At 73.5% G+C, this 21,900-nt stretch carries 21 protein-coding genes and 1 pseudogene; 9 read left to right on the forward strand and 13 right to left on the reverse strand.

Features of this window, described 5'->3' with window-relative positions; genetic code table 11:
* Positions 1-132, reverse strand: a pseudogene (locus SCA03_RS36590) (transglycosylase); the annotation flags it as partial.
* Between the two features lie 431 nt (positions 133-563).
* Positions 564-1,013, reverse strand: coding sequence for a pyridoxamine 5'-phosphate oxidase family protein (locus SCA03_RS31295; protein ID WP_078874051.1), 450 nt, complete (start codon positions 1,011-1,013; stop codon positions 564-566).
* Between the two features lie 358 nt (positions 1,014-1,371).
* On the opposite strand from SCA03_RS31295, the gene SCA03_RS31300 reads away from it, so the two are divergent.
* A complete protein-coding gene (locus SCA03_RS31300; protein ID WP_086815768.1) occupies positions 1,372-2,640 on the forward strand; it encodes a PP2C family protein-serine/threonine phosphatase in 1,269 nt (422 codons plus the stop codon).
* A gap of 273 nt (positions 2,641-2,913) precedes the next feature.
* Here SCA03_RS31300 and SCA03_RS31305 read toward each other — a convergent pair whose 3' ends face one another.
* The 3 genes from SCA03_RS31305 to SCA03_RS31315 form a co-directional block, all read right to left on the reverse strand.
* The gene (locus SCA03_RS31305; protein WP_267883252.1) at positions 2,914-3,840 is read right to left on the reverse strand and encodes a helix-turn-helix transcriptional regulator; all 927 of its coding nucleotides are present in this window, start codon (positions 3,838-3,840) and stop codon (positions 2,914-2,916) included.
* Positions 3,841-3,898: 58 nt separating this feature from the next.
* Positions 3,899-5,686, reverse strand: a complete 1,788-nt coding sequence (locus SCA03_RS31310) for an AMP-binding protein (RefSeq protein ID WP_199812950.1) — start codon at positions 5,684-5,686, stop codon at positions 3,899-3,901.
* 264 nt (positions 5,687-5,950) lie between these two features.
* Positions 5,951-7,744, reverse strand: a complete 1,794-nt coding sequence (locus SCA03_RS31315; RefSeq protein WP_230989025.1) for a PucR family transcriptional regulator — start codon at positions 7,742-7,744, stop codon at positions 5,951-5,953.
* Positions 7,745-8,070: 326 nt separating this feature from the next.
* On the opposite strand from SCA03_RS31315, the gene SCA03_RS31325 reads away from it, so the two are divergent.
* A complete protein-coding gene (locus tag SCA03_RS31325) occupies positions 8,071-8,892 on the forward strand; it encodes a nitrilase-related carbon-nitrogen hydrolase (protein WP_086815218.1) in 822 nt (273 codons plus the stop codon).
* Positions 8,893-9,156: 264 nt separating this feature from the next.
* Positions 9,157-10,155 carry an agmatinase gene (gene speB, locus SCA03_RS31330; protein ID WP_030891001.1) on the forward strand — a complete coding sequence of 333 codons (999 nt, stop codon included), beginning with the start codon at positions 9,157-9,159 and terminating at the stop codon, positions 10,153-10,155.
* Positions 10,156-10,195: 40 nt separating this feature from the next.
* On the opposite strand, the gene SCA03_RS31335 is transcribed toward speB, so the two are convergent.
* Complete coding sequence (locus tag SCA03_RS31335; RefSeq protein WP_030896088.1) at positions 10,196-11,263, reverse strand: PucR family transcriptional regulator; 1,068 nt, start codon at positions 11,261-11,263, stop codon at positions 10,196-10,198.
* A 322-nt stretch (positions 11,264-11,585) separates the two neighbouring features.
* Positions 11,586-11,753: a hypothetical protein gene (locus SCA03_RS35375; protein ID WP_169729624.1), complete on the reverse strand. Its 168-nt coding sequence runs from the start codon at positions 11,751-11,753 to the stop codon at positions 11,586-11,588.
* 167 nt (positions 11,754-11,920) lie between these two features.
* Here SCA03_RS35375 and SCA03_RS31340 point away from each other — a divergent pair, with 167 nt between their 5' ends.
* Together SCA03_RS31340 and SCA03_RS31345 are read left to right on the forward strand one after the other, a co-directional pair.
* On the forward strand, positions 11,921-13,087 hold the full coding sequence (locus tag SCA03_RS31340; RefSeq protein ID WP_030891007.1) for a sensor histidine kinase: 1,167 nt from the start codon (positions 11,921-11,923) through the stop codon (positions 13,085-13,087).
* Complete coding sequence (locus SCA03_RS31345; protein WP_030891008.1) at positions 13,075-13,728, forward strand: response regulator transcription factor; 654 nt, start codon at positions 13,075-13,077, stop codon at positions 13,726-13,728. The genes SCA03_RS31340 and SCA03_RS31345 overlap by 13 nt, the downstream gene beginning before the upstream one ends.
* 261 nt (positions 13,729-13,989) lie before the next feature.
* Here the strand turns inward: SCA03_RS31345 and SCA03_RS31350 are convergent, their stop codons facing one another.
* From SCA03_RS31350 to SCA03_RS31365, 4 genes are all read right to left on the reverse strand, one after another.
* Positions 13,990-14,601 carry a response regulator transcription factor gene (locus SCA03_RS31350; RefSeq protein WP_030891011.1) on the reverse strand — a complete coding sequence of 204 codons (612 nt, stop codon included), beginning with the start codon at positions 14,599-14,601 and terminating at the stop codon, positions 13,990-13,992.
* 27 nt (positions 14,602-14,628) lie between these two features.
* A complete protein-coding gene (locus SCA03_RS31355; protein ID WP_230989026.1) occupies positions 14,629-15,891 on the reverse strand; it encodes a sensor histidine kinase in 1,263 nt (420 codons plus the stop codon).
* 892 nt (positions 15,892-16,783) lie between these two features.
* Positions 16,784-17,593, reverse strand: coding sequence for an alpha/beta fold hydrolase (locus SCA03_RS31360; protein WP_030891016.1), 810 nt, complete (start codon positions 17,591-17,593; stop codon positions 16,784-16,786).
* Positions 17,594-17,696: 103 nt separating this feature from the next.
* A complete protein-coding gene (locus SCA03_RS31365) occupies positions 17,697-18,332 on the reverse strand; it encodes an ATP-binding protein (RefSeq protein ID WP_308698467.1) in 636 nt (211 codons plus the stop codon).
* Between the two features lie 222 nt (positions 18,333-18,554).
* On the opposite strand from SCA03_RS31365, the gene SCA03_RS31370 reads away from it, so the two are divergent.
* The 3 genes from SCA03_RS31370 (at position 18,555) to SCA03_RS31380 (ending at position 20,011) form a co-directional block, all read left to right on the forward strand.
* Entirely contained in the window at positions 18,555-19,376 is an 822-nt protein-coding gene (locus SCA03_RS31370; protein ID WP_158102278.1) for a helix-turn-helix domain-containing protein, read from the forward strand.
* Complete coding sequence (locus SCA03_RS31375) at positions 19,373-19,591, forward strand: DUF397 domain-containing protein (RefSeq protein ID WP_086815215.1); 219 nt, start codon at positions 19,373-19,375, stop codon at positions 19,589-19,591. Before SCA03_RS31370 ends, SCA03_RS31375 begins: the two co-directional genes overlap by 4 nt.
* 183 nt (positions 19,592-19,774) lie before the next feature.
* Positions 19,775-20,011: a DUF397 domain-containing protein gene (locus SCA03_RS31380; RefSeq protein ID WP_230989027.1), complete on the forward strand. Its 237-nt coding sequence runs from the start codon at positions 19,775-19,777 to the stop codon at positions 20,009-20,011.
* A gap of 76 nt (positions 20,012-20,087) precedes the next feature.
* Here SCA03_RS31380 and SCA03_RS31385 read toward each other — a convergent pair whose 3' ends face one another.
* Both SCA03_RS31385 and SCA03_RS36915 read right to left on the reverse strand, forming a co-directional pair.
* Positions 20,088-21,209: a methyltransferase domain-containing protein gene (locus tag SCA03_RS31385; RefSeq protein WP_230989028.1), complete on the reverse strand. Its 1,122-nt coding sequence runs from the start codon at positions 21,207-21,209 to the stop codon at positions 20,088-20,090.
* Positions 21,206-21,340 carry a hypothetical protein gene (locus tag SCA03_RS36915; RefSeq protein WP_268932844.1) on the reverse strand — a complete coding sequence of 45 codons (135 nt, stop codon included), beginning with the start codon at positions 21,338-21,340 and terminating at the stop codon, positions 21,206-21,208. Before SCA03_RS36915 ends, SCA03_RS31385 begins: the two co-directional genes overlap by 4 nt.
* A gap of 259 nt (positions 21,341-21,599) precedes the next feature.
* On the opposite strand from SCA03_RS36915, the gene SCA03_RS31390 reads away from it, so the two are divergent.
* On the forward strand, positions 21,600-21,848 hold the full coding sequence (locus SCA03_RS31390) for an MbtH family protein (RefSeq protein WP_030891033.1): 249 nt from the start codon (positions 21,600-21,602) through the stop codon (positions 21,846-21,848).
* Positions 21,849-21,900 lie beyond the last annotated feature (52 nt).

The raw sequence follows: 21,900 nt of genomic DNA on the forward strand, positions 1-21,900 counted from the left end.
GACGGAGGCGGCCTGGGCGCCGGTGGCCGACACGAGCGGCACGGCAACGGCTGCGCCGGCAACGCCGGTCAGCGTGGCGATGCGAACGGCCTTGGAAGGACGGCGATGACGTCCCTTGCCGGAGAACAGCATGGTCTTTCTTCCTTACGGTCGCGGCTGTTCGCCCCGCGGTACGCGGCGAACGTGTCGAGCGGCAGCGACACTAAGCACACGTGTCCGGATGGTCCAAGAAAGAGCAGCAAAGATCGTTAAAGGAGCTTGACAACCAACAGCCGCATCTGTGCTGGTGATACGCGGTGCGCCGGACCCGCGCGAAGGCGGTGTGAGGTAGCCGTCCGGAGACAAGCGTCACAAGCGGGACACCGCGTACCGGGCCCGGATGTGACCTGCGCCCCTCTGCTCCGGGGCGATTCCGGCGGCTTCCGCACGGCTCCGCGGTTGTCGGGGTCGTCCGGGGCCCTCCGTGAGAGTTCTCCGGGGGCCTCTCCAGGGCCTGTTGCGGCTCCGTGGGGGCGAGGGGGACGCCGATCGCCGCGCGGCGGGCCCCCGTTCGCCCCGGTGGTTCACCAGCCGCGGGGCCTGGCCGTGCCGAGGGCGCGGTGTACGGCGATCTCGATGACGACGCGTTCCGGGTTGGGCCGGGGCTGCTTGTAGCGCGCTGCGTACCGGCGTTCGGCGTCGGCGACGGAGTCGGGATCGTCGCGGACGACGGCGGTGCCCTCCAGCGTGCACCAGCGCCGCCCCTCCGCCTGGCTCACCGCGACGGCGACCCCGGGCCCCGCCGCGAGGATGTTGCGCACCTTCTTGCTGCCCCTGCTGGAGATGACCCGGGCGGTACGGCTCTCCGGGTCGTAGGTCACGCCCACCGGCACGAGATGCGGGGTCCCGTCCGGCCGTGGCGTGCTGAGGAACGCCAGGTGCCGCTCCTCCCAGAAGCCGGGGCCGTCCGGTGCGGCGGCGGGAGCGGGGGGCTGTTCCGTGGCGGGGCTGGTGGCAGGGCGTCCGGCGTTCATGGCCCGAGCCTAGGCGGTGTCCTCGCAGCGCGGTGTCGCCGTAGCGCTGCATCGCTGCATCGCTGTGTTGCTGCGTGGCTGCGTTGCCGGGTGGCTGTGGTTGCGTCGGTGCACGGTCGTGGCACCGGTTCCGGCTCCGGCTCATGTCGTGGCCATGGTGACCCGCCCCCAAAGGCCCTGGCCCCCGGGGTCCTGGCCCGGCCCCGCGCCCGTCGGCGGCCACCGGGGTCCGGCGTGGCCGTACCCCCATGTGCGGGGCCCGTCCGTGTGACCCGTGTGGCGGGGGCGGCCCGAATCGGCGTGACTGGATCCGGGACGTCGGTACGGCGGTCCTGAACCGGCGAGGGGAGCGAGGAGCGTGGGCACAAGACGCGCGGCTGCCCAGCACGCGCAGGAGCACCACGCGTGGCCGCCCCGGTGGCTGCGCTGGCTCCCCCCGGCGCTCGTCGTCCTCACCGTGGCGCTGGACGTCCTGCTGCCGCCGCACTACACCTTCGGTTCGCTGATCGCCGCCTCGGTGGTGCTGGCCGCCCTCGTCTACCCGGTGCCGGCGGTGGCGCTCACCGGGCTGGTCGGTATCGGAGCCCTGCTCGCCCTGCACGCGTTGGACGGCGTGGTGGAGATGCGGCTGGTCGGCATCCTCCTCACGCTCGTCGTCGTCACGGCGGTGTCGGCGGTCCTCGCGGCGGTGCGGGAGCGGGCCCGGTGGCGGCTGAGCCGCGTCGAGGCCGTCGCCGAGGCGGTGCAGCTCGCGCTGCTGCGTCCGCTGCCCGCGCGGCTGGGGCCCCTGCGGCTGGCCGGCTTCTACCGGGCGGCCGACGACGAGGCGCTGATCGGCGGTGACCTCTACAGCGTCCGGCCCACCCCGTTCGGTGTCCGGGTCGTCGTCGGGGACGTGAAGGGCAAGGGGGTGGGCGCGACCGGCACGGTGGCCACGGTGACCGCGGCGTTCCGCGAGTCGGCGATGGTGCAGCCGCGGCTGGACGAGGTGGCCGAGCGCATCGAGACGGCCCTGGACCTGGACCGGGCGGACGCGCGGGCGGGCGAGCCCGGCGTGGGGGCGGGCCCCTCGGATCCGGGGGCCGAGGCGGACCGGCCGGAGACGGAGGAGGTGTTCGTCACGGCGGTGCTGCTGGAGTTCGAGGACGACGGCAGCGCGGTGCGGGTCCTCGACCGGGGGCATCCGCCGCTGCTGAGGCTGGGGCCCGGCGGCGCCTCGGAGCTGGATGCGGAGTACGGGGTTCCGCTCGGATTCGGCGAGCTGGCCGGGCGCGAGCCGCGGACCGAACGGTTCGAGCTGGCCCCGGGCGAACTGCTGGTGGCCTACTCGGACGGGGTGACGGAGGCCCGGGACGCGGCCGGGGTGTTCTATCCCCTCGCGGAACGCCTGACCGAGCGCTACGGCACGGGCTCGCGCTACGTCCCGCCGGATCCCGCCGACGTCGTCACCTTTCTCCAGGCGGACGTGGCGTCCTGGGCGGCGGGCCTGGCCGACGACATGGTCGTCGTCGTCCTCCGCCCGGAGGCCGGTGCGGTGGCCGGTGCCGGTACAGGGGCCGGTGCCGCCGCCGGGCCCGGGGCCGCCATGGGGCCGGGCGCAGGGCCCGGCGCCGCCGCGCCTCCGTGACGGGGAGGCGAAGAGCGTCGGCCCCGCCGGTCCGGTACGCGTGGACGACGGCCCCGCAGGCGTGGATCGGCGGCCCCATGGGCGGCGGCCCCTCCATGTGCGGCCTCGTGGCCCCTGGTCCGTGTGCACGGGAGCCGAGTGCGGGTGCGCGGGGCCCGCCGCCCGTGTGCACGGGAGCGGTCCGTCTGTCCGCGGATGCCTCCGTCCGCACGCACGAGGGCTCGCGTGGGCGCGCGGGCGGACAGGCCGGCCCCGGTGTGCGCGGTACCGGGGTCAGGGCAGCAGTCCGTGGCGGCGGGCCGCGGCGACGGCCTCGTGCCGGCTGTGCACCCCGAGCTTCCGGGTGGCACTGCGCAGATACGCCTTCACGGTCTCGGCGCCCAGCGCCAGCCGCCGCGCGGTCTCCGCGTTGGTGCAGCCCAGCGCGATGTGCGCGAGCACGTCCAGCTCCCTCGGGGCCAGCCGGGGCACCTCGGCGGGGCCGTCCCGGTCCGGCCGGTCGCGGTCGTCGGCCGCCGTGCGCAGGAAGCGGTCGCAGGCGTGCCGCAGCCGGTCGCGCAGCGCCGTGTCCTCGATCTCGTGGGCGATGCCGAGCAGTTCGGCGTGCAGATCGCGGACCGCCTCGACGGCCGGCGGGGCCGGCTCGTCGGGCGCTGCCGGGCGGGTGGCGGACTCCAGCAGCCGCAGCCGCCGGTTCACCTCGGCCCGCACCGCCAGCTCGCCGGCCAGCCGCCGGGAGGCGTCCACGAGGGAGCCCGTGGTGCGGTCGCCCAGCGGCAGCACGTCGCGGACGGCGGCGTACAGCACGCCGTGCACCTCGCCGCCGGCCGCGACGGGCGCGGCCACGATCGAGCGGATGCCCTCGCGCAGGACGGCGCTGTCGTAGTCGTGCGAGATGGCCGTCGCCGGGACGTAGTCGTTGACGGAGAACGGGCGGCGGTGGGCCAGCACACGGCCGCCCAGGCCCTTGCCGGCGACGACCCGCAGCCCGTTCATCGAGTCCGTGCAGGTGCCCAGGAACTCCGACAGCCGCAGCGACCCGGCCCCGCCGACCCGTCCGCCGAACACCAGGCGCACCCCCGTACGGCGCCGGGCGTCCCGCAGGGCGCGGCGGAAGGCGTCCGCGTCCGGGACGGGGGAGGCCGCCCCCTCGGGTCTCGTGGGGCGGGGGCGGATCGGGGAGCGGTCGGACCCGGGCACACGGCCTCCCTCGGTCGGTTCTCTCACAGCGTGGCCGCCGCCTCCCGGCGGCCGGTCGTCAACTGCCCGGCGCAGGCCGCGCGGTGGGCGCCGGCGGGGCGGACGGCGCGGACGGCGTGGGCGGTGCGGAAGGCGGGGACTGCTCGCGCGGCCCGTCGGCGCCCTCGGCGGCGGGATCGCCGGGATCGCCGGGTGCCGCCGCCACGGCCGGGCCCGGTGGCTTCCGCGTATCCGTTCCGGTGTCGGGATCCGACGGGGCCGTGCCGAGCAACTCGACTGCCTTCTCGCGCATTTCGACCTTACGGACCTTGCCCGTCACCGTCATCGGAAATGCGTCCACCACGTGCACATATCTGGGAATCTTGTAGTGCGCGAGCCGTCCCTCGCAGAAGGTGCGCAGCGTCTCCGGCGTGAGCGGCCGTGTCCCCTCGCGCATCCGGAGCCACGCCATCAGCTCCTCGCCGTACCGGGCGTCCGGGACGCCCACCACCTGCGCGTCCAGCACGTCCGGATGCGTGTACAGGAACTCCTCGATCTCGCGCGGATAGATGTTCTCGCCGCCCCGGATGACCATGTCCTTGATCCGCCCGGTGATGCTGACGTACCCGTCCTCGTCCATGACGGCCAGATCGCCGGTGTGCATCCAGCGGGCCTCGTCCAGCACGGCCGCCGTACCGTCCGGGTCGGCCCAGTAGCCGAGCATCACCGAGTAGCCCCGGGTGCACAGTTCACCCGGTTCGCCGCGCGGCAGGGTGCGGCCGGAGTCCGGGTCGACGACCTTCACCTCCAGGTGCGGGCCCACCCGGCCGACGGTCGAGACCCGCCGCTCGACCGGGTCGTCCACCCGGGTCTGGGTGGAGACCGGGGACGTCTCCGTCATGCCGTAGCAGATGGACACCTGCTCCATGCCCATCAGGCCGATCACCTGCTTCATGATCTCCGCCGGGCAGGGGGAGCCGGCCATGATGCCGGTGCGCAGGCTGGAGAGGTCGTACTCGGCGAAGTCCGGCGCCGACAGCTCCGCGATGAACATCGTCGGCACCCCGTACAGCGAGGTGCAGCGCTCCCGCTCGACGGCCCGCAGCGTGGCCGAGGCGTCGAACGAGGGCGCGGGGATCACCATGCAGGCGCCGTGGCTGGTCGCCGCCAGATTGCCCATCACCATGCCGAAGCAGTGGTAGAACGGCACCGGCAGACAGATCCGGTCCTCCTCGGTGTAGAGGCACAACTCCCCCACGTGGAAGCCGTTGTTGAGGATGTTGTGGTGGGAGAGCGTGGCGCCCTTCGGGAACCCGGTGGTGCCGGAGGTGTACTGGATGTTCACCGGGTCGTCCGCGCTCAACGTGTCCGCGACCGCCGCCAGTTGGGCCCTGCCGTCCCCGCGCAGCAGTTCCCGGCCCGCGTCGAGCAGCTCCCGCCAGCCGGCCTCGCCGATCAGCACCACGTCCACCAGCTGCGGGCAGGACGGCCGCACCTCCTCGGTCATCGCCGCGTAGTCGGAGCTCTTGTGGCGCGGCGCCGCCACCAGCGTGCGCACCCCCGCCTGCCGCAGCACGAACTCCAGCTCGTGCGCCCGGTAGGCCGGGTTCACGGTGACCAGGACGGCGCCCAGCTTCGCCGTCGCGTACTGCACGAGCGTCCACTCCGGGCAGTTCGGCGCCCAGATGCCCACCCGGTCGCCCTTGCGTACGCCCCGCTCCCGCAGGCCCAGCGCGACGGCGTCGACGTCGTCGGCGAACTCCCGGTAGCTCCACCGCCGTTCGCTCACCACGTCGACCAGCGCGTCCCGCTCCCCGAAAGCGGCGACCGTGCGCTCCAGGTTCTCCCCGATCGTGTCCCCGAGCAGCGCCGTCGACGAGGGCCCGGAGGCGTAACTGCGCTCGGGGGCCGCCGACGGTGCGGACGGCCCGGACGACGGGAACGGTTCGGACGACGTCGACGGCTCGGACGACGGGGACGGCTCGGACGACGGGGACGACGGGGACGGGGGCGAAGCTGGCACGGGTACCTCCTGACGACTGCGGCCGGTGCCCTGACCTCACCCGGAGGACCGGGGAAGGGGGTGGCGGGTGGCGTATGTCACAGGGAAACCGTGCGGCCGGGAGGTCCGCTACCCCCGCCCGGGGGTATGGTCGCCGGCCGCACGCCGGGCCCGTACCGCGAGCCACAGATCGAAGCGGTCGTCGGCGTTGTCCAGACGGCGGCCGGTCAACCGCATCGCCTTGTCGAGCCGGTTGCGCACCGTGTGCCGGTGCAGCCCCAGACGGCGGCTCGTCTCGTCCCAGGAGCAGCCCGCGTCCAGCCAGGTGGCCAGGGTCTCCACCAGATCGCCGGAGGGCGCGGCCGTCTCCAGCGGCGCCAGCAGGGCATCGGCGTACCCCGCCAGCGCCGGCCGCTCGCCCAGCGACAGCAGCAGCCGGGCCGAGTCGCCGCCCCCGGCCTCGACGGGCCGCCCGAGGCCCCGGCTCACCTCCACCAGACCGCTCGCCTCCCGCAGCGACGTGTGGGCCGCGTGCGGCGGCACGGGCGAGCCGATACCGGCAGGGCGGCCCGGTGCGAACCGCGTCAGCACCCGGTGGATGTCCAGCCCCTCGCCGACGACGGCCTCGACCTGTCCGTCCCGCACACGGACGAGCCCGCCGGGCACCGCCAGCGCGAGAGCGGCGGCAAGCTCGCCCGGGGGCGCGGTTTCCCCGTCGGAGGCGGCGGGAGCCGGGCCGGAAGCGGCGGGTGCCGTGCCGGGCATGGCACGGTCCTGGCCGGAGGTGGCTGGGCCCTCGTCGAAGGTGGCGGCTCCCACGGTGACGGCGCGGACGGCCGACGCCGACAGGCCCGCCGCCGCCAGCACATCCCGGGCGCGCGCGGCCGTCACCTCCGGGGACAGCAGCCGCCCCAGCAGCGCCGCCCGGTGCCGCCGCTCCGGCTCGCCCGCCAGATGCCGGCGCTCCAGCTCCAGGGAGAGCAGCGAGACCAGCCCGGACACCAGCATCCGCGCCTCCGCGCCCACCTCACCGACGAGGACGAGCAGACCGCGCAGCCGCCCGGCCCCCAGCGGTCGCACCTCCAGACCCGGCGCCCGCGCACTGGCCCGGATCCCGCCGGCCACCACCCGCTCGACCAACTCGACGCTGCCAGGGGGGAGTTCACCGGCACCGCCATGGTTCCTGCCGGCACCGTCCCGGCCGACACCGTTCCTGCCGTCGCCGTCGTCCCTGCCGGGGGTGTCGCCGTCGACGACGCCGTCCCCGTCGCCCTCGCCCTCGCCCTCGCCGTCCCCGTCGCCCTCGCCGTCGACGACGCCGACACCGTCGCCGCCGTCCCCACCGGGGCCGCCCGCTCCGCCGTCCCCGTCGCCCCCGGCGGCCAGGACGCGGCCCAGCGGGTCGGTCACCAGCGTGCGCACCCCGGTGGCGCGCGCCCAGGCGTGGAGTGTCGGTGCCAGGCCCCGCCCGGACGCGGCCGCCGCCGTCAGCCGTCGGTGCGTCTCGAACGCCGCCTCGACGGCGGCACGCTGCTCCGCCGCCCGCGCGGCGAACACGGCCTTGGTGACCGCGAGGAACGGCACCTGGCCGCCCACCGTCAGCAGCGGCAACCCGGCCTCGGCCGTCGCCCGGCGCAGCGGTGCGGGCGCCGCCTGGTACGGCAGCTCGGCGCCGAGTCCGAGCGCCAGCGCGCTCGTTCCGGCCGCCGCGACATCGGCCACGTACTCCCGGCACGCCCGCTCCGTCATCGGCAGCACCAGGCCGATCGTCATCAGCAGCTCCCCGCCGTGCAGCCAGGGCCCGGGACGGACCAGCTCCGAGACGTGCGCGGCGTGCACCGGCCGGTCGAGCCGCTCCTGGCCGGTGACCACCGTGAGCTGGAGCTCGGGCCGGGCGACGAGGTCGGAGAGCAGCACGGGCATGCCGTCAGTGTCCCGTGCCGCGCCGCGCTCCCGGCCGCCGCCCCGAGCCGCCGGGCTGGACACCGTGTCCATACGGCCTCCGGGGATTCGCCCGCCGGGCGATCGAGGCGGTGGCGGAGCAGGCGTAACGTCCCCGCCGTCGGCGCCGGACGGACCGGCGGTCGCGGCGGCCCTGACCGGCCCTGACCGCCCTGGCCGGCCGTGACCGGCCCTGGCCGGGCCTGAACAGCCCGGCCCGGACGGTACCGGCGGGTGCCGGTCGGCCCGGTGGACCCGGACGGTGCGGCGGTGCCGTCCCGTGGACGGACGTGGGAGGAGGAGCGCGGATGAGCACGGTCACCGTGGCCTGTGCACAGCTGGAACTCGCCGTCGGGGACGTGCGGGGCAATCGCGCAGCCGCCGCGCACGCGCTCGACGAGGCGGCGGCGGCCGGCGCCCAGGTGGTCGTCCTGCCCGAACTCGCCACCTCCGGTTACGTGTTCGAGGACGCCGCCGAGGCAGCGGCGCTGGCCGAGCCGGTCGACGGGCCCGGGGTCACGGCCTGGCGTGCGGCGGCGCGGCGGCACGGGATCACCGTCGTCGGGGGGCTGTGCGAGCGCGACCCCGCGGGACGGGTGCGCAACTCGGCCGTGCTGATCGACGCCTCGGGCGCGCTGCGTGCCGTCTACCGCAAGGCGCATCTGTTCGGCACCGAGCGGGAGTTCTTCGTGCCCGGTGACGAGCGGCCCCCGGTGGTGGAGACCGCGCACGGCCGGATCGGCGTGCTGGTCTGCTACGACCTGGAGTTCCCCGAGTGGGTGCGGCGGGTGGCGCTGGCCGGGGCCGAGCTGCTGTGCGCGCCCGTCAACTGGCCGCTGTTCCCCCGCCCGGAGGGCGAGCGGCCGGCCGAGGTGGTCCGTGTCCAGGCCGCCGCGGCCGTCAACCGGATCTACATCGCGGCCTGCGACCGGGCCGGGACCGAACGCGGCACCCGCTGGACGGGCGCCTCCGTCGTGGTCGACCCGGACGGCTTCCCGCTCGCCGGGCCCCACCCGGAACCGGAACGGGCCCTGCTGCCGGCCGCCTGCGATCCGGCCCGCGCCCGGGACAAACGACTCGGCCCGCACAACGACGTCTTCGCCGACCGCAGACCCGAACTGTACGGCTGAGCGGCGGTCCGAGCCGTACCGCTGAGGGCCGGGTCCGAGCTGTACGGCCGGGCGTCGGCCCCGGACCGTGCGGACGAGCGAGCGGCACCGGCCCCGCACCGGCCCGCCGGCCCCGAACCGGTCCATCGGCCCCGCACGCGCAGACCTGCCCCGAACCGTACGGGCGAGCGGCGGTGCCCCCGCCGGGGCCCAACAACCCACCACCGCGCGGAGGTTGGCCACCCACTCCGCCACGAGTACCGGAACCGGAAAGGAACGAACGACATGACCAGTGACGACACCTCCACCGGCCGCGCGGGAGACGGCGCCCGTCCGGCCCCGCGAGGCCCCGTCGACTCCTCGCGGGTGCCCCGCTTCGCGGGCCCGGCCACCTTCGCGCGGCTGCCCCGGCTGGACGAGACGCCGGGCGCGGACGTGGCGGTCGTCGGTGTGCCCTTCGACACGGGCGTGTCCTACCGGCCGGGCGCCCGCTTCGGCGGGAACGCCATCCGCGAGGCGTCCCGGCTGCTGCGCCCGTACAACCCGGCGCAGGACGCCTCCCCGTTCGCGCTCGCGCAGGTCGCCGACGCGGGGGACATCGCCGCGAACCCGTTCCGTATCGAGGAGGCCGTGGAGACGGTCGAGCAGGCCGCGGGCGAGCTGCTGGACACCGGCGCCCGGCTGATGACGCTCGGCGGCGACCACACCATCGCGCTGCCCCTGCTGCGCGCCGTCGCCCGCCGGCACGGCCCGGTCGCGCTGCTGCACTTCGACGCCCATCTGGACACCTGGGACACCTACTTCGGCGCCGCCTACACCCACGGCACCCCGTTCCGCCGGGCCGTGGAGGAGGGCGTCCTGGACACCTCGGCGCTCTCGCACGTCGGCACCCGCGGCCCGCTGTACGGCAAGTCCGATCTGTCGGACGACGCGAAGATGGGCTTCGGCATCGTCACCTCGGCGGACGTCATGCGCCGCGGTGTGGACGAGGTCGCCGACCAGCTGCGGCAGCGCATCGGGGACCGCCCGCTGTACGTCTCCGTCGACATCGACGTCCTCGACCCGGCGCACGCGCCGGGCACCGGCACTCCCGAGGCGGGCGGTATGACCTCGCGGGAGCTGCTGGAGATCCTGCGGGGCCTGGCGGGCTGCCGGCTGGTCTCGGCGGACGTCGTCGAGGTGGCCCCGGCCTACGACCACGCCGAGATCACCGCCGTCGCCGCCTCGCACACGGCCTACGAGCTGACGACGCTGATGTGCCGGCAGACGGCCGAGGGCCGCTGAGGACGGCAGGAGCGGCCCGCCGCCCCTGCCACGGCCCGGGCTACAGCTCGGAGTGGGGCCAGCCCAGCAGGCGGGCGCCGATCACCGCGGTCTGGAGGGTGTAGCGGTGCGTCGGGTCGGAGGGGTCGGCTCCGGTGAGCCGGCGGATGCGCTCCAGCCGGTAGGTGAAGGCCCGCACGCTCAGCGACAGCCTGCGGGCCGCCTCGGCTGCCACACAGCCGGAGTCGAAGTAGGCGGTGAGGGTGTCGAGCAGCGGCTGGGCGCCGCCGCGTGCGGAGTTCAGCGGCGCCAGGGTGTGGGTCACCAGATCCGCCATGGCCTGCCGGTCGCGGGTGAGCACCGGGTAGACGAGCAGGTCGGCGGCGTGCAGCACGGGCGCGTCCAGCTCCATGCGGATGGCCAGGTCGAGGACGCTGAGCGCCTCCTCGTAGGACTGGACGACGCCGCCCGGCCCGGGCTGGGCGCGGCCGATGGCCACCTGCCCGCCGTTGGTCGCGGCGTACGCCTGCTTGGCGAACTGGTGCAGCACGTCCGTCTGGTCGCCGGGCGCGATGCACAGCAGCCGGCCGTCCTTGCTGGTGAGCAGGAAGGTGCGGTCTCCGAAGCGGGCGATGAGGGCCTGTTCGACGCGGCGGGCGACGGGGTCGGTCTCGTCGTAGGAGGCGGCGCCGTGGGCGACGGCGACGGCGTGTGCGTGCGACAGGCGCAGCCCGAAGCGTTCCGCGCGCTCGGCCAGGTGTCCGAGGTCGCTGCGGCCGTAGAGCAGGTCGTCGATGAACTCGCGGCGTGCGGCCTCCTCCTGGCGCACGGCGTGCCGCTGTGCCCGCTCGAAGCCCTCGACGACGGCGTCGATCACCTGGTGGATGCCGGCGAGCGCGCTCTCGGAGCCGCTGCGCAGCGTCGGCCAGGCCGACCGCGCCGCGGACAGATGGGCGTTGATGATCTCCCGGAGGCCGTAGCCGTCCTCGGCGGCCTGTTCGCCGAGCGCGCGGCGTGAGTCCAGCTCGTCGCGGGTGAGGCGGCGGCCGGTCGCCGAGACGTCGCTCAGTATCCGCACGTAGTCGTGCACGTAGGCGTCCGGAATCTCGGTAGCGGCGGTGGTGGCCACGGGTCCCCCGTTTCTGCGTTCCGGGCGCGCCCCGCGGTGGTGCGGGCGGGCACGCCCCCGGCGGCCCTGGTTTCGCCGTCCGGCAGCCAGACCCTACGGAACGCTGCCGGAGCCCGGCAACGCGGGTCCGGCCCCGCCGCCGCGGGCCGTACCGCACGCCGCCGCGGGCCCGGGCGCGCACAGAAGAACGCCCTGGCTCCGACGGGGGGCGGAGCCAGGGCGTCCGGGCCGGGGGCGGGGAGCCCCCGGGGTCGTGAGCGGGACGGCGGCCGCGCCCGCGGGGGCCCTCGCCGGGGCCGCACCGCGGGGGTCGCCGTCCGCGTCAGGAGCGCTGCTTGACGCGCATCATGATCAGTCCGGCCACCGAGGCGAGCACGACGACTCCGGTACTGACGCTGATCGCGACCTGCTTTCCGCCGTCGAACGCGAAGCTGGTCGCGACGTTGATGGCGCCGAAGACCACGATCAGGATCCAGAGGAGAGCCTTCATGGCGTCCTTCCCAAGGTGAGCGGTGATGTCCTGCTCCTCACGATGCCGGGTTCCGCCGCGTGGATCGAGGGGGCGCCCTCCCGAACCCATGGTGTAGCGCGCTACACCCCTGTCGAGCATCCGTCCGCTGCCCCCATGTGCGGCCGCCGTCGCCTAATCTGAGGGCCATGCGAGAAACTGTGCGGGGGGCGCAGCGTGCGACAGTGCACCTGCTGAAATCGGCCGGGTTGTCCCTGGCCTCGTTTCTCTTCTCCGGAATTCTGATCTTCACCGCCGTGGCCACCTGTCTGGTGATCGGCGCGGGGGTGCTGCCGGAGACGGTGCTGCTGCTGCGCCGTATCGCCGGGTTCAAGCGGCGGCTCGTGGGGGAGTGGGCGGGGGAGCCGATCCCCGAGGCGTACCAGCCGCTGACCGGCGAGCTGACGGTGCGGGTGCGGGCCGCGCTCAAGGACCCGAGCACCTACCGGGATCTGCGCTGGCTGGGCGCCCACTACGCCTACGGCTGGGCGCTCGCCTACGCGACGCTGCCGCTGTGGATCGTCGGCGTCATGGTGGACGGCGTCTGGTGTGCGGCGCTGGGCAACCGGCCGGTGGTGCTGCCGCTGATCGAGCGCCTCGCGGATCTGGACGCCGAGTGGTCGCGGGCGCTGCTCATTCCCTCGCCGGAGGCCCGGCGCAACGCCGAACTGGCCAGCCGCGTCCAGCAGTTGACCGACACGCGGGCGGGTGCCGTCGCCGCGCACGGCGCCGAGCTGCGGCGGATCGAGCGGGATCTGCACGACGGCACGCAGGCGCGGCTGGTGGCCCTGTCCATGCGGGTGGGCCTGGCCCGGAAGTCCTACGAGAAGAACCCGGACGCCACCGAGAAGCTGCTGGAGGACGCGCAGAACCAGGCAGAGGAGGCGCTCACCGAGCTGCGCACGGTGGTGCGCGGCATCCATCCGCCGATCCTCACCGACCGCGGACTGGTCGGCGCGGTGCGGGCGCTGGCCGCGGGCAGCGCGCTGGACGTCGAGGTGTCCGAGGACGGGGTGGAGGACGCGGAGCGCGCCCCGGCGGCGGCCGAGACGGCGGCGTACTTCGTCGTCGCCGAGGCGCTGACCAACGCGGCCAAGCACGGGGGAGGCGATCACGCCGGCGTCCGACTGGTGCGCATGGGCCGGTCGTTGTGGATCAGGGTGGAGGACAACGGGTGCGGCGGTGCCGACGAGTCGGGCGGCAGCGGGCTGCTCGGCGTGCGGCGGCGGATCGCGGCGCTCGACGGAACCGTGGATGTGACCAGCCCGGTCGGGGGTCCGACCGTGATCGAAGTGGAGCTGCCGTGCGTGTGGTGATCGCCGAGGACAACGCCCTGCTGCGGGAGGGGATGGTGCTGCTGCTCACGTCGGCGGGGCACGAGGTGGTGGCGGTGGCCGACAACGGCCCCCAGGTGCTGCCCACCCTCCTCGAACACCGGCCGGACGCGGCCGTGTTGGACGTGCGGATGCCGCCCGGCTTCCGTGACGAGGGGCTGCGTGCCGGGCTGGCGGCCCGCAAGGAGATCCCGGGCCTGCCGGTGCTGGTCCTCTCGCAGTACGTGGAGGAGACGTACGCGGCCGAGCTGCTGGGCGGCGGGGCCAGCGGGGTCGGCTATCTGCTCAAGGACCGGGTGGGCCGGGTCGACGAGTTCCTGGACGCCCTGGAGCGGGTGGCCTCCGGGGGGACGGCCCTGGATCCGGAGGTGGTGGGCGAACTCCTCGCGCAGCGGCGCGACGATCCGCTGGAGTCGTTGACTCCGCGTGAGCACGAGGTGCTGCGGCTGATGGCCGAGGGCCGGGACAACGCGACGATCGCGGCCACGCTGGTGGTCTCGGAACGTGCGGTCAGCAAGCACATCGGCAACGTTTTCGCGAAGCTCGGACTGCCGCCGAGCGACAGCGGTCACCGGCGGGTGCTGGCCGTACTGGCCTATCTGAACAAGGGCGTGGAGAGCTGACCGCGCCGACGACGGCGACGGCCCGGCCGGCGCGCGGGCGCCGGCCGTTGCGGAGGCGAACGCGCCGGTTCCGGGTCGCGTGAAATATTCATGCCAAGAATATGAATCGTTGGCTGTACCCGGGCGTAGCCCTGAGCGCATACTCTACGTAGCGGTCACACGACGTCGGGGAACTCCATGGCCAGGACACCGTGTTCAGCAGGGCTCGTGCCGCTGCGCGCCGGTGCGGGGCGGTGCTCCGCCGGGGCCCGGGGCCACGGCTCAGGTGAGCCAGTCCGCGTCCCGCGCGATCTTTATGGCGTCGACCCGGTTGCGGGCGTTGAGCTTGGAGACCGAGGTCGTCAGATAGTTGCGGACGGTGCCGGTGGACAGCTTCAGCTGCCGGGCTATCTCCACCGGCTCCAGGCCCTCGGCCGCGAGCTGGAGGACCTCCGTCTCCCGGCCGGTCAGCGGGGACTCCATGCTGTTCCACGCCGAGAGGGCGAGCTGGGAGTCGATGACGCGCTTGCCGGCGACCACGCTCCGTACGGCGGCGGCCAGTTCGTGCGGCGGCGCGTCCTTCAGCAGGAAGCCGGCCACCTGCGCGGCCAGCGCCCGGCGCAGCGTGCCGGGGCGGCCCAGGCTGGTGAGGATGAGGGTGCGGCAGTCCGGCAGCCGGTCGGCCAGCAGAGCCGCGGCGGACAGCCCGTCCAGGCCCGGCAGATCGATGTCGATGACGGCGACATCCGGCCGGTGCCGCAGCGCGCCGTCCAGGATCTGGTCGCCCCGCTCCAGCTCGCAGACGACCTCCATATCCGGTTCCAGGTCGAGCAGAGCGACCAGGGCGCCCCGGATCATGTTCATGTCCTCGGCCAGCAGGATGCGGATCGCCATGTGCATTCCTCTCGTGTGGCGCGCGGGTCAGGCTGCGGGCGCACGGACGGGAAGCGTGCCGCCGCCGTCGGATTCGTCGGCACTGCCGGGACGGGCGGCGGCTCCGTCGGCCGACAGCGGGGCCGACGCCTCCAGACGGAAGGTGCAGAGCTTGGGCCGGACGACCGTCAACCGGCCGCCCGCGGCGCGCAGTCGGGCGTCGAGGTTGCGCAGCCCGCTGCCCCCGTGCGGGGACGCGTCCCGGTGGCCGGGGTCCACGCCGTCGTTCTCCACGTAGAGGCGCACCTGCCCGTCCTCCCACAGCAGGCCCATGGAGCAGGACGTGGCGCGCGAGTGCCGCAGCAGATTGGTGACCGCCTCGCGCAGCACGGCGCCCAGCACCCCGTCGGTCCTGGCGTCGAGCCCGTCGAGCGTGAACTCGGCCCGCACGGTGACGTCCGCCGCCTCCAGCAGGGACTGCGCCGAGCCGGCCTCCTGCCGCAGCGAGGTGCTGCGCAGCCCGGAGGAGACGGCGCGCACGTCGGCGAGCGACTGCCGTGCGATGGTGAGCACTTCGCCGACCTCGTCCATGGCCCGGCGCGGCTGGCTGGCGATCAGCCGGCGGGCCAGCTCGCTCTTCAGGGTGATCGAGGAGAGGCTGTAGCCGAGCAGATCGTGCAGGTCCCGCGAGTAGCGCTGCCGTTCGTTGGCGACGGCCGTGACGGCGAGACCGTTGCGGGCCTCGTACGCGGCCCGGACGAGGGCGGCCAGGCGGACCAGCGCGTAGACGATGACCCCGGCCAGCAGCGTGGACCAGCCCAGCCGGGCGGCCTCCTGGGGCGGCAGTCCCGTCCACACGGCCGCCGCCGACATGCTGAGGCCCACCGCCGTGTACAGCGGCCAGGCCCGGCGCGCCGGCAGCATCAGCAGCAGCGAACCGGCCAGAAAGCCCGCCATGGCGGTCCATTGGGCCTGGCAGACGACGACCGGAAGATAGGTCAGCAGCGCCTGCGCGCCCAGTGTCAGCGCCTTCCGGCGGGCCGGGGCATACCGCGCCGCGGGCTCCGCGTGCCACATCTGGAGGGCGAACGCGGCCAGCAGACAGGGCAGCGACACCGCGACCGCGCCGGCCGGCAGCCCCGCCGTCAGCAGTTCGGCGGCCGTGACGCCCAGACAGCAGGCCAGCGCGGCCCGTAGCACGGCGCGCGCGGTGCGCGGAGCCGGGAACTCGGGCACCTCGGGTGTACGGCTTGTGGCCTTGCCCTGTAACGGTGCCGTCTTCGGTATCTCGTCGTCATCGTGATGTGCCATGGGTGCGTGCATCGGCCTTGTCTCGTCCGTCGAACCCCGGTACATGGGTAAAGGTTTTGCCGCCCAGGTGAAGACTATGTGGAGTCGGGGGCTACGCGAACAGCGGGAGAGAAGTGAGCTGTTCGGCCCGCGGCGCTGCGCGGTGCCCGGCCGGCGCCGGGGGTGAGGTGCCGGTGAGGCGGTCGTCGGGCGCCTGGCCTGGCCGGGCCGGCGCGCGGACGGGCGGGCGCGGGGCCTGTCGGCCGGTACTCGGGTGGCCGCCCGGAATGCCGGTGCGCACACCGCCGGCCGTGGCCGGCTGCTCGTTCTCGTCCCCCATGAACGTGCTCTCCCCCGTGGTGCGTGTCCTACTCGGAGCGGGCGCTGGTCGTGCGCGCCCGGTGGGCCGCGGTCGCCGAGGTGCCGGGCCGGGGTAAGGGGGGTGCGGTGGTCCGCACGGTGATCACCCCTTGTCGGTCGGCACGGAACGCCGGCGGCGATTCTGCACAGAGGGCCCACGGTCCAGACAGTGTCGGAATCACCGTGCGGATGTGAAGTTCTCATGTGCCGAATGGGAGGTGGCCTTCGGGCCCTTTCCGCCGGTGCGCGGCACGGGCCGCGCGCGCCGGGAAAAGCCGTCTGTGCCGCCCATCCCTACACAGCGAAGCATGAGGGTCACAGGAGCGCAACTTTCGTGCGCGGAAAGCGACCTGAGACACAGGAATCCAGGGTTCCGTACGGCCTGATCCCTGGTGTGACGTGCGGTCAACCGGAACGCGTTCTTCGGCCGGTACGGGCCCGTTGACGGCCCGCGATGGCTGGAATTCCGCGTTCCGCCGTGCCCTCCGCTGCGCCCTTCCGCGAACTCCCGGAAGTTTTCCGCGCATTGTCGAACGCTGATTATCGAAACCTGTCAGTAAGGCTCCGAGAAGAACCGGATCAGTTCCTCGTTCACCTCGTCGGGCCGCTCCATGTAGCCGTAGTGGCCCGCGTTCTTGATTTCCGTGTAGCGCGCACGCGGAATGACGTCGGCGACCTCGCGGGCCAGATGCGGCGGAAGGACGAGATCGTCCGCGAAGCCGACCACCAGGCAGTGCGCCCGGATGGCCCGGTACGCCTCCAGCCGGCCCGGCTCCATCGTGACGCCGAGCTGTGCCCGGTAGCCGGGGCCCGCCGAGGTCGGCGACATCTCGAACAGGTCGAGCCAGTCCTGGAGATCGCGGTCGGAGTTGAGCGTCGCGGGCGAGAGGAACTCCATGGCGCGCACGGTGGCCGCGTAGCTCGCGGGCACCTCGATGCCGCTGTCGAACAGCTCCAGCTCCGCCCGGTCGCGCGCCCGGCGCATGGTGTCCTTGCGGCCCCTCGTCGCCAGCAGCGCGGCCTGCGTCACCAACTCCGGCCGGGCCAGGCACAGTTCCTGGACGATGTGGGCGCCCAGCGAGGTGCCGACGAACCGGCAGGGGCCGATGCCCAGATGCTCCACGAGGCCGGCGGTGTCGGCGACGAGGTCGTGCACGGTGAAGCCCTCGGCGCACACATCGGTCGGCGGGATGCCCCGGTTGTCGAAGGTGACGACCTGGTACCCGGCGGCCACCAGCGCCGGCACCTGGTGCAGATGCCAGGCCCGTCCACCCGCGCCCGTCCCCATGACCATGACGACGGGATCGCCCTTGCCCGACACGTCGTAGCTGAGCCTGATCCCGTTCACCGTGCTGATCGGCACTGTGTCCCCCGTTCTCCCCGGAGATGGCCTCCGGAGCGCCACATGTCCGTCTTCCCGGACGGAACCTAGCCCGACTCGGGCGCGGGAGCCAATGGTTCAGCCGTCACTGAAACGTGGACGTGACACCCGGTGACCACCCGCCCGCCGGTTCGGCGCGCTGCCGGCCCCCGTCGTCCGCAACCGGCAGCTCGGCCCAGGTGACGGTCCCGTCCCGGCTGACTCCCCACGCGCCGGCGAGGGCGTCCACGAGGAACAGGCCGCGCCCGGACTCGGCGTCGGCGGCGACCGTGCGCGGCCGGGCGGGCGTCGACGACCGGTCGGTGACCTCGATCCGGAGCACGCCCGGCAGGTGCGCGAGCGTCAGCCCGACGGGACCCCGGCCGTGCTCGACGGCGTTCGTCCCCAACTCGGAGACGACCAACTCGGCGTCCCCCACCACCACCGCCGGCAACGCCCACCGCTCCAGCCAGCCCCGTGCGATCTGCCGCATCCGCGGGACCTGCTGCCGTGTCGCGGGGAAGGCGGCGGTGAGGCGGGGCACCTGGTCCGTCCGGCCCGGGCGCTCGTGGGGGGTGGTGGTCTGGCGCAGCGTGGCCTCGGCTTCTCTGAGGATGTGGTGGCCGTCCGCGCGGGACTGCCCCGAGCACGGCGCCCATGAGTGGGGCCGTCTCTGCTGCTCCCTGCACGGTCGGGGCGAACGGCTTTCCTCGGGCCAGGAGGGAACCTGGCCCTGGGACACGACGAACCACCCGGTCCTGTGTAACCAGATGGCGACACAGCGTCACGACCCGTCGGAGTCACAGCTTGCTCCCATCGAGCGCTGATGCGCAATATCGAGCGAGAAATCCGCGAGTTGAGGGAACACCTGTCTGTATCGCCAATGTTTCCCGCGACTGCCAGAATGCTCCCCATGACTCAGAGGAAGCTCCCTCCGCCTGTCATGAGGCGTCGCGTAGGCGGCTTGCTGCGCGATTTCCGTGAACAGGCCGGCCTGGGGCCCGGCGCAGCCGCCAAACAACTCGGTTGGGACTCCACGCGACAAGGTCGTATCGAAAGAGGTATCTACCGAGTCTCCGAAGGCGACATCCGCAAGATGCTGGAGACGTATGGCATCCACGGGGATGAGGAGGCGGTCCGGGAGTTGACCGCAGCTTCCAACGAGTCGCTGAAGTCCGGCTGGTGGGCCCCTTACGTCGGACGGATCTCCGACGCGCTCCTCGACTTCGTGATCCTGGAGTCGAAGGCGACGAGTATCCAGGTTCAGCACCCGGCGATCATCCCCGGCCTGTTCCAGGCGCCCGGATACGTCAGGGAGATCTTCAACGGACCGCTCCACCCTGACAACCGGGAGCTGTCCGGCATGCTGAGCGCGATCCGGATGGCGCGGCAGGAAGTCCTGCACCGTCCCGGGGATCCGGTCCGCCTCCACGCGCTGATCTCGGAAGCTGCCCTTTTGCACCGATTCCCCAGAGCTCCGGGAGTGATGAAGGAACAGCTGCGCAAGTTGGCCGACGACGCCGGACAGCCCCACATCACCATCCAGATCGTCCCGGTGGACGTCCCCGCCTACGCGGCTGCCAACCAAGCCATGACAATCTTGCACTTCCGCCATCCCTGGCCCGCTGCCGTCTCCATCGACAGCTCCCTGGGCGGCAGCTTCCTGGACGAACCAGCTGAAGTGAGCGCCCTCTCGGTCGTTTTCGAGAAGATCGCCGAACTCGCGCTCTCCGCGGAAGAGTCGCGGGATCGCATCAACCTTCACCTTGAGGAGAACTTTTCATGACCGGCTGCACCCGTACCGATGAGAAGAGCGGCCTGACCTGGTGGAAGTCGTCCCACAGCGGCGGGGAGCAAGGGCAGTGCGTGGAGATCGCCCAGACGACCAGCGCGATCCACGTCCGGGACTCCAAGGACCCAGCGGGCCCGGCGCTGCTCTGCGCTCCGGAGGCGTTCCAGGCTTTCGTGTCGGCGGCGCGGTGCGGGATTTTCGGCAACTGAGGTCGACGCCGGCGGTGTTGAGCGCTCGGAGGCGCTCAGAGCCCGGGCGGGTTGCCGCGTCTCCGCGCTACGGCTACAGGTGACCACAGGCCGGTGGCGCCGACCGGCCCCTCCGACAGGCACGACGTACCCCGCGCTCTGCCCCGGCCCGCCCGGCCGGGTCCCGGAAGACATCACACGAGAGTGGAGGCAGCCATCGATACCAAGACGCCGGCCGTTGAAGTGGCCGAGGAATACGCCTGGTTCAAGTCCTCCTACAGCAACGACACCGGCGGTGCCTGCGTGGAAGTCGCGGTCCTGGCCGGGTGTGTCGGTGTGCGGGACTCCAAGGACGAGGGCGGTCCGGTGCTCGTCGTGCCGTCGGCCGCGTGGGCCTCGTTCGTGCACCGGATGTCCGCGTCCGCCGAGGCACGCGGGTAGTCCCCGCTGAGAGGACCGGGGCCAGGGGGAAGCGAGCCACGCGTCCGCCGCGCCGCTCTACCCGGACGGTGAGCGGTCACCCGGCCGGCGAGCGCCGCGACCTCGCGGGGAGCGGCTCCGTCGGGGTGTGCAGCCACAGGTGGTGGCCGTGTGGTGTGATCGTCAGGCCGAACGACGTGGTGTCCGGGCGGCCGAGGGCGGTGTACTCCGTCTCGACCTCCTCGGCCTCCGCCCACAGGTCCCGCGGGCCGTACACCGTCACCGTCCCGCCGCCGGCCACGGCCGCCGAACCGTGCTCGTCCTGGAGCCACACGGTCCGCACGCCCTGGTGGAACCCGTGTGTCATCCGCACGCCCGGCAGACGGGCGCTGCCGTACAGGGCGAAGCCCAGCGGATGGAGCCGCTCCGGGGCGGTGTCCGTCTCCCGGCGCCGCGCCGTGGAGGTGTCCGGCGGCCCCGGCTTCTCCAGCCGGTGGGAGCGCATGGGCATGTACGAGGCGCCGTGGAAGAACCGGCCGGAGAGGTTCCCGTTGTCCTGCCGGGTCAGGCGCACGGTGGCGCCGCCGTAGAAGACATCGGTCATCGGCGCCACCAGCACACCGCCCGGGGCGAGTTGGCGGGCCAGGGAGTGCGGCACCTCGCGCAGTGCGCACGTGGACAGGATCCGGTCGTACGGCGCGTGGGCGGACAGGCCCGTTTCGCCGTCGGCGACCCGGAGGGTGGGGCTCAGCCCCGCTCTGTCGAGGTTGGCGCGCGCCCGTGCGGCGAGCACGCCGTCGATCTCCACGGAGAACACGTTCCGCTCGCCCACTCGCCGGCACAGCAGGGCGGCCACGTAGCCGGTGGCCGTGCCGATCTCCAGCACGCGGTGGCCCGGCCGGACGTCCAGGGCGTCGAGCTGCCGGGCGACCATCGAGGGCATGCTGTTGGAGGACGTGGCGATGCCGGGCCCGTCCGGCTCACCGTTGTCCAGCTGCGTGACGACGGGCTCGTCGCTGTAGATCAGGTCCATCCGCTCCCGGCCGGTCACCGGCTCGCAGCCGCGCCGCAGTTGTCTCCAGGCCGGGTCCGGTACGAAGTGGTGCCGCGGTGTCTGCTCCCAGACGGCGCGCCACTGCGGGGAGAGCAGGCCGCGCTCGGCCAGCATTCCGGCGAGCGCGACCTGTCGTGTGCGGGCCCGTGCGGGGCGTGTGGTCACGGGGCGGGTTCCTGGGGGCGGCTGCCGTCCGGGCTGGGTTCCTCGTCCGGCACCGGCCAGGGCTGATCGTCCGGCGGGCCGGCATGCTTGCCGCCGTCGTTCCCGGCCACGGCGATGCGGGGAGCGAGCATGGCATCTCCTGGGTGGATCGGCTGTGTCGTGCCGATGACGGTAGGACGGGCGGCGAGGGGGGCGGGAAGGGCGCATGGTGGCAGGTCACCCGAAGGGGTCGGCCGCAGACGGGCGGTGGCGCGCTGCCCGCCTGACAAGCCCGGTTAAGGCAGGAGTTGAGATCTTGCGGGGGCGTGGGGGTGTTCGGCACGATCCTGGGGGCGCTCGGTGAGAGGACCGGAGCCGAGGCACCATCGAACATGAGCGAAGGGGAGACTCATGGACAACCCGTTCGACGACGACAACGGCTCCTTCTACGTGCTGGTCAACGACGAGAACCAGCACTCGCTGTGGCCGGCGTTCGCGGAGGTCCCGGCGGGCTGGACCGTCGTCTTCGGCGAGGACACCCGCCAGTCCTGCCTCGACTACGTCGAGAAGAACTGGACCGACATGCGGCCCGCCAGCCTGATCAAGGCCATGGAGGAGAGCGAGGCCGGTGCGGCGGAGAAGGCGGGCTCCGGCGTCTGAGTTTCCCGTGAGGGGGTGCGGCCCGCACGCGTGACCGGCGTGCGGGCCGCAC

This window comes from Streptomyces cacaoi, assembly GCF_006539165.1.
Taxonomy (GTDB): Bacteria; Actinomycetota; Actinomycetes; order Streptomycetales; family Streptomycetaceae; genus Streptomyces; species Streptomyces cacaoi.

Coding starts and splice junctions, on each gene's coding strand:
- SCA03_RS31355 (WP_230989026.1), bottom strand. CDS start 15,891: ATGGCACATCACGATGACGACGAGATACCGAAGACGGCACCGTTACAG.
- SCA03_RS31295 (WP_078874051.1), bottom strand. CDS start 1,013: ATGAACGCCGGACGCCCTGCCACCAGCCCCGCCACGGAACAGCCCCCC.
- SCA03_RS36915 (WP_268932844.1), bottom strand. CDS start 21,340: ATGCTCGCTCCCCGCATCGCCGTGGCCGGGAACGACGGCGGCAAGCAT.
- SCA03_RS31315 (WP_230989025.1), bottom strand. CDS start 7,744: ATGCCCGTGCTGCTCTCCGACCTCGTCGCCCGGCCCGAGCTCCAGCTC.
- speB (WP_030891001.1), top strand. CDS start 9,157: ATGACCAGTGACGACACCTCCACCGGCCGCGCGGGAGACGGCGCCCGT.
- SCA03_RS35375 (WP_169729624.1), bottom strand. CDS start 11,753: ATGAAGGCTCTCCTCTGGATCCTGATCGTGGTCTTCGGCGCCATCAAC.
- SCA03_RS31375 (WP_086815215.1), top strand. CDS start 19,373: ATGACCGGCTGCACCCGTACCGATGAGAAGAGCGGCCTGACCTGGTGG.
- SCA03_RS31350 (WP_030891011.1), bottom strand. CDS start 14,601: ATGGCGATCCGCATCCTGCTGGCCGAGGACATGAACATGATCCGGGGC.
- SCA03_RS31325 (WP_086815218.1), top strand. CDS start 8,071: ATGAGCACGGTCACCGTGGCCTGTGCACAGCTGGAACTCGCCGTCGGG.
- SCA03_RS31390 (WP_030891033.1), top strand. CDS start 21,600: ATGGACAACCCGTTCGACGACGACAACGGCTCCTTCTACGTGCTGGTC.
- SCA03_RS31340 (WP_030891007.1), top strand. CDS start 11,921: ATGCGAGAAACTGTGCGGGGGGCGCAGCGTGCGACAGTGCACCTGCTG.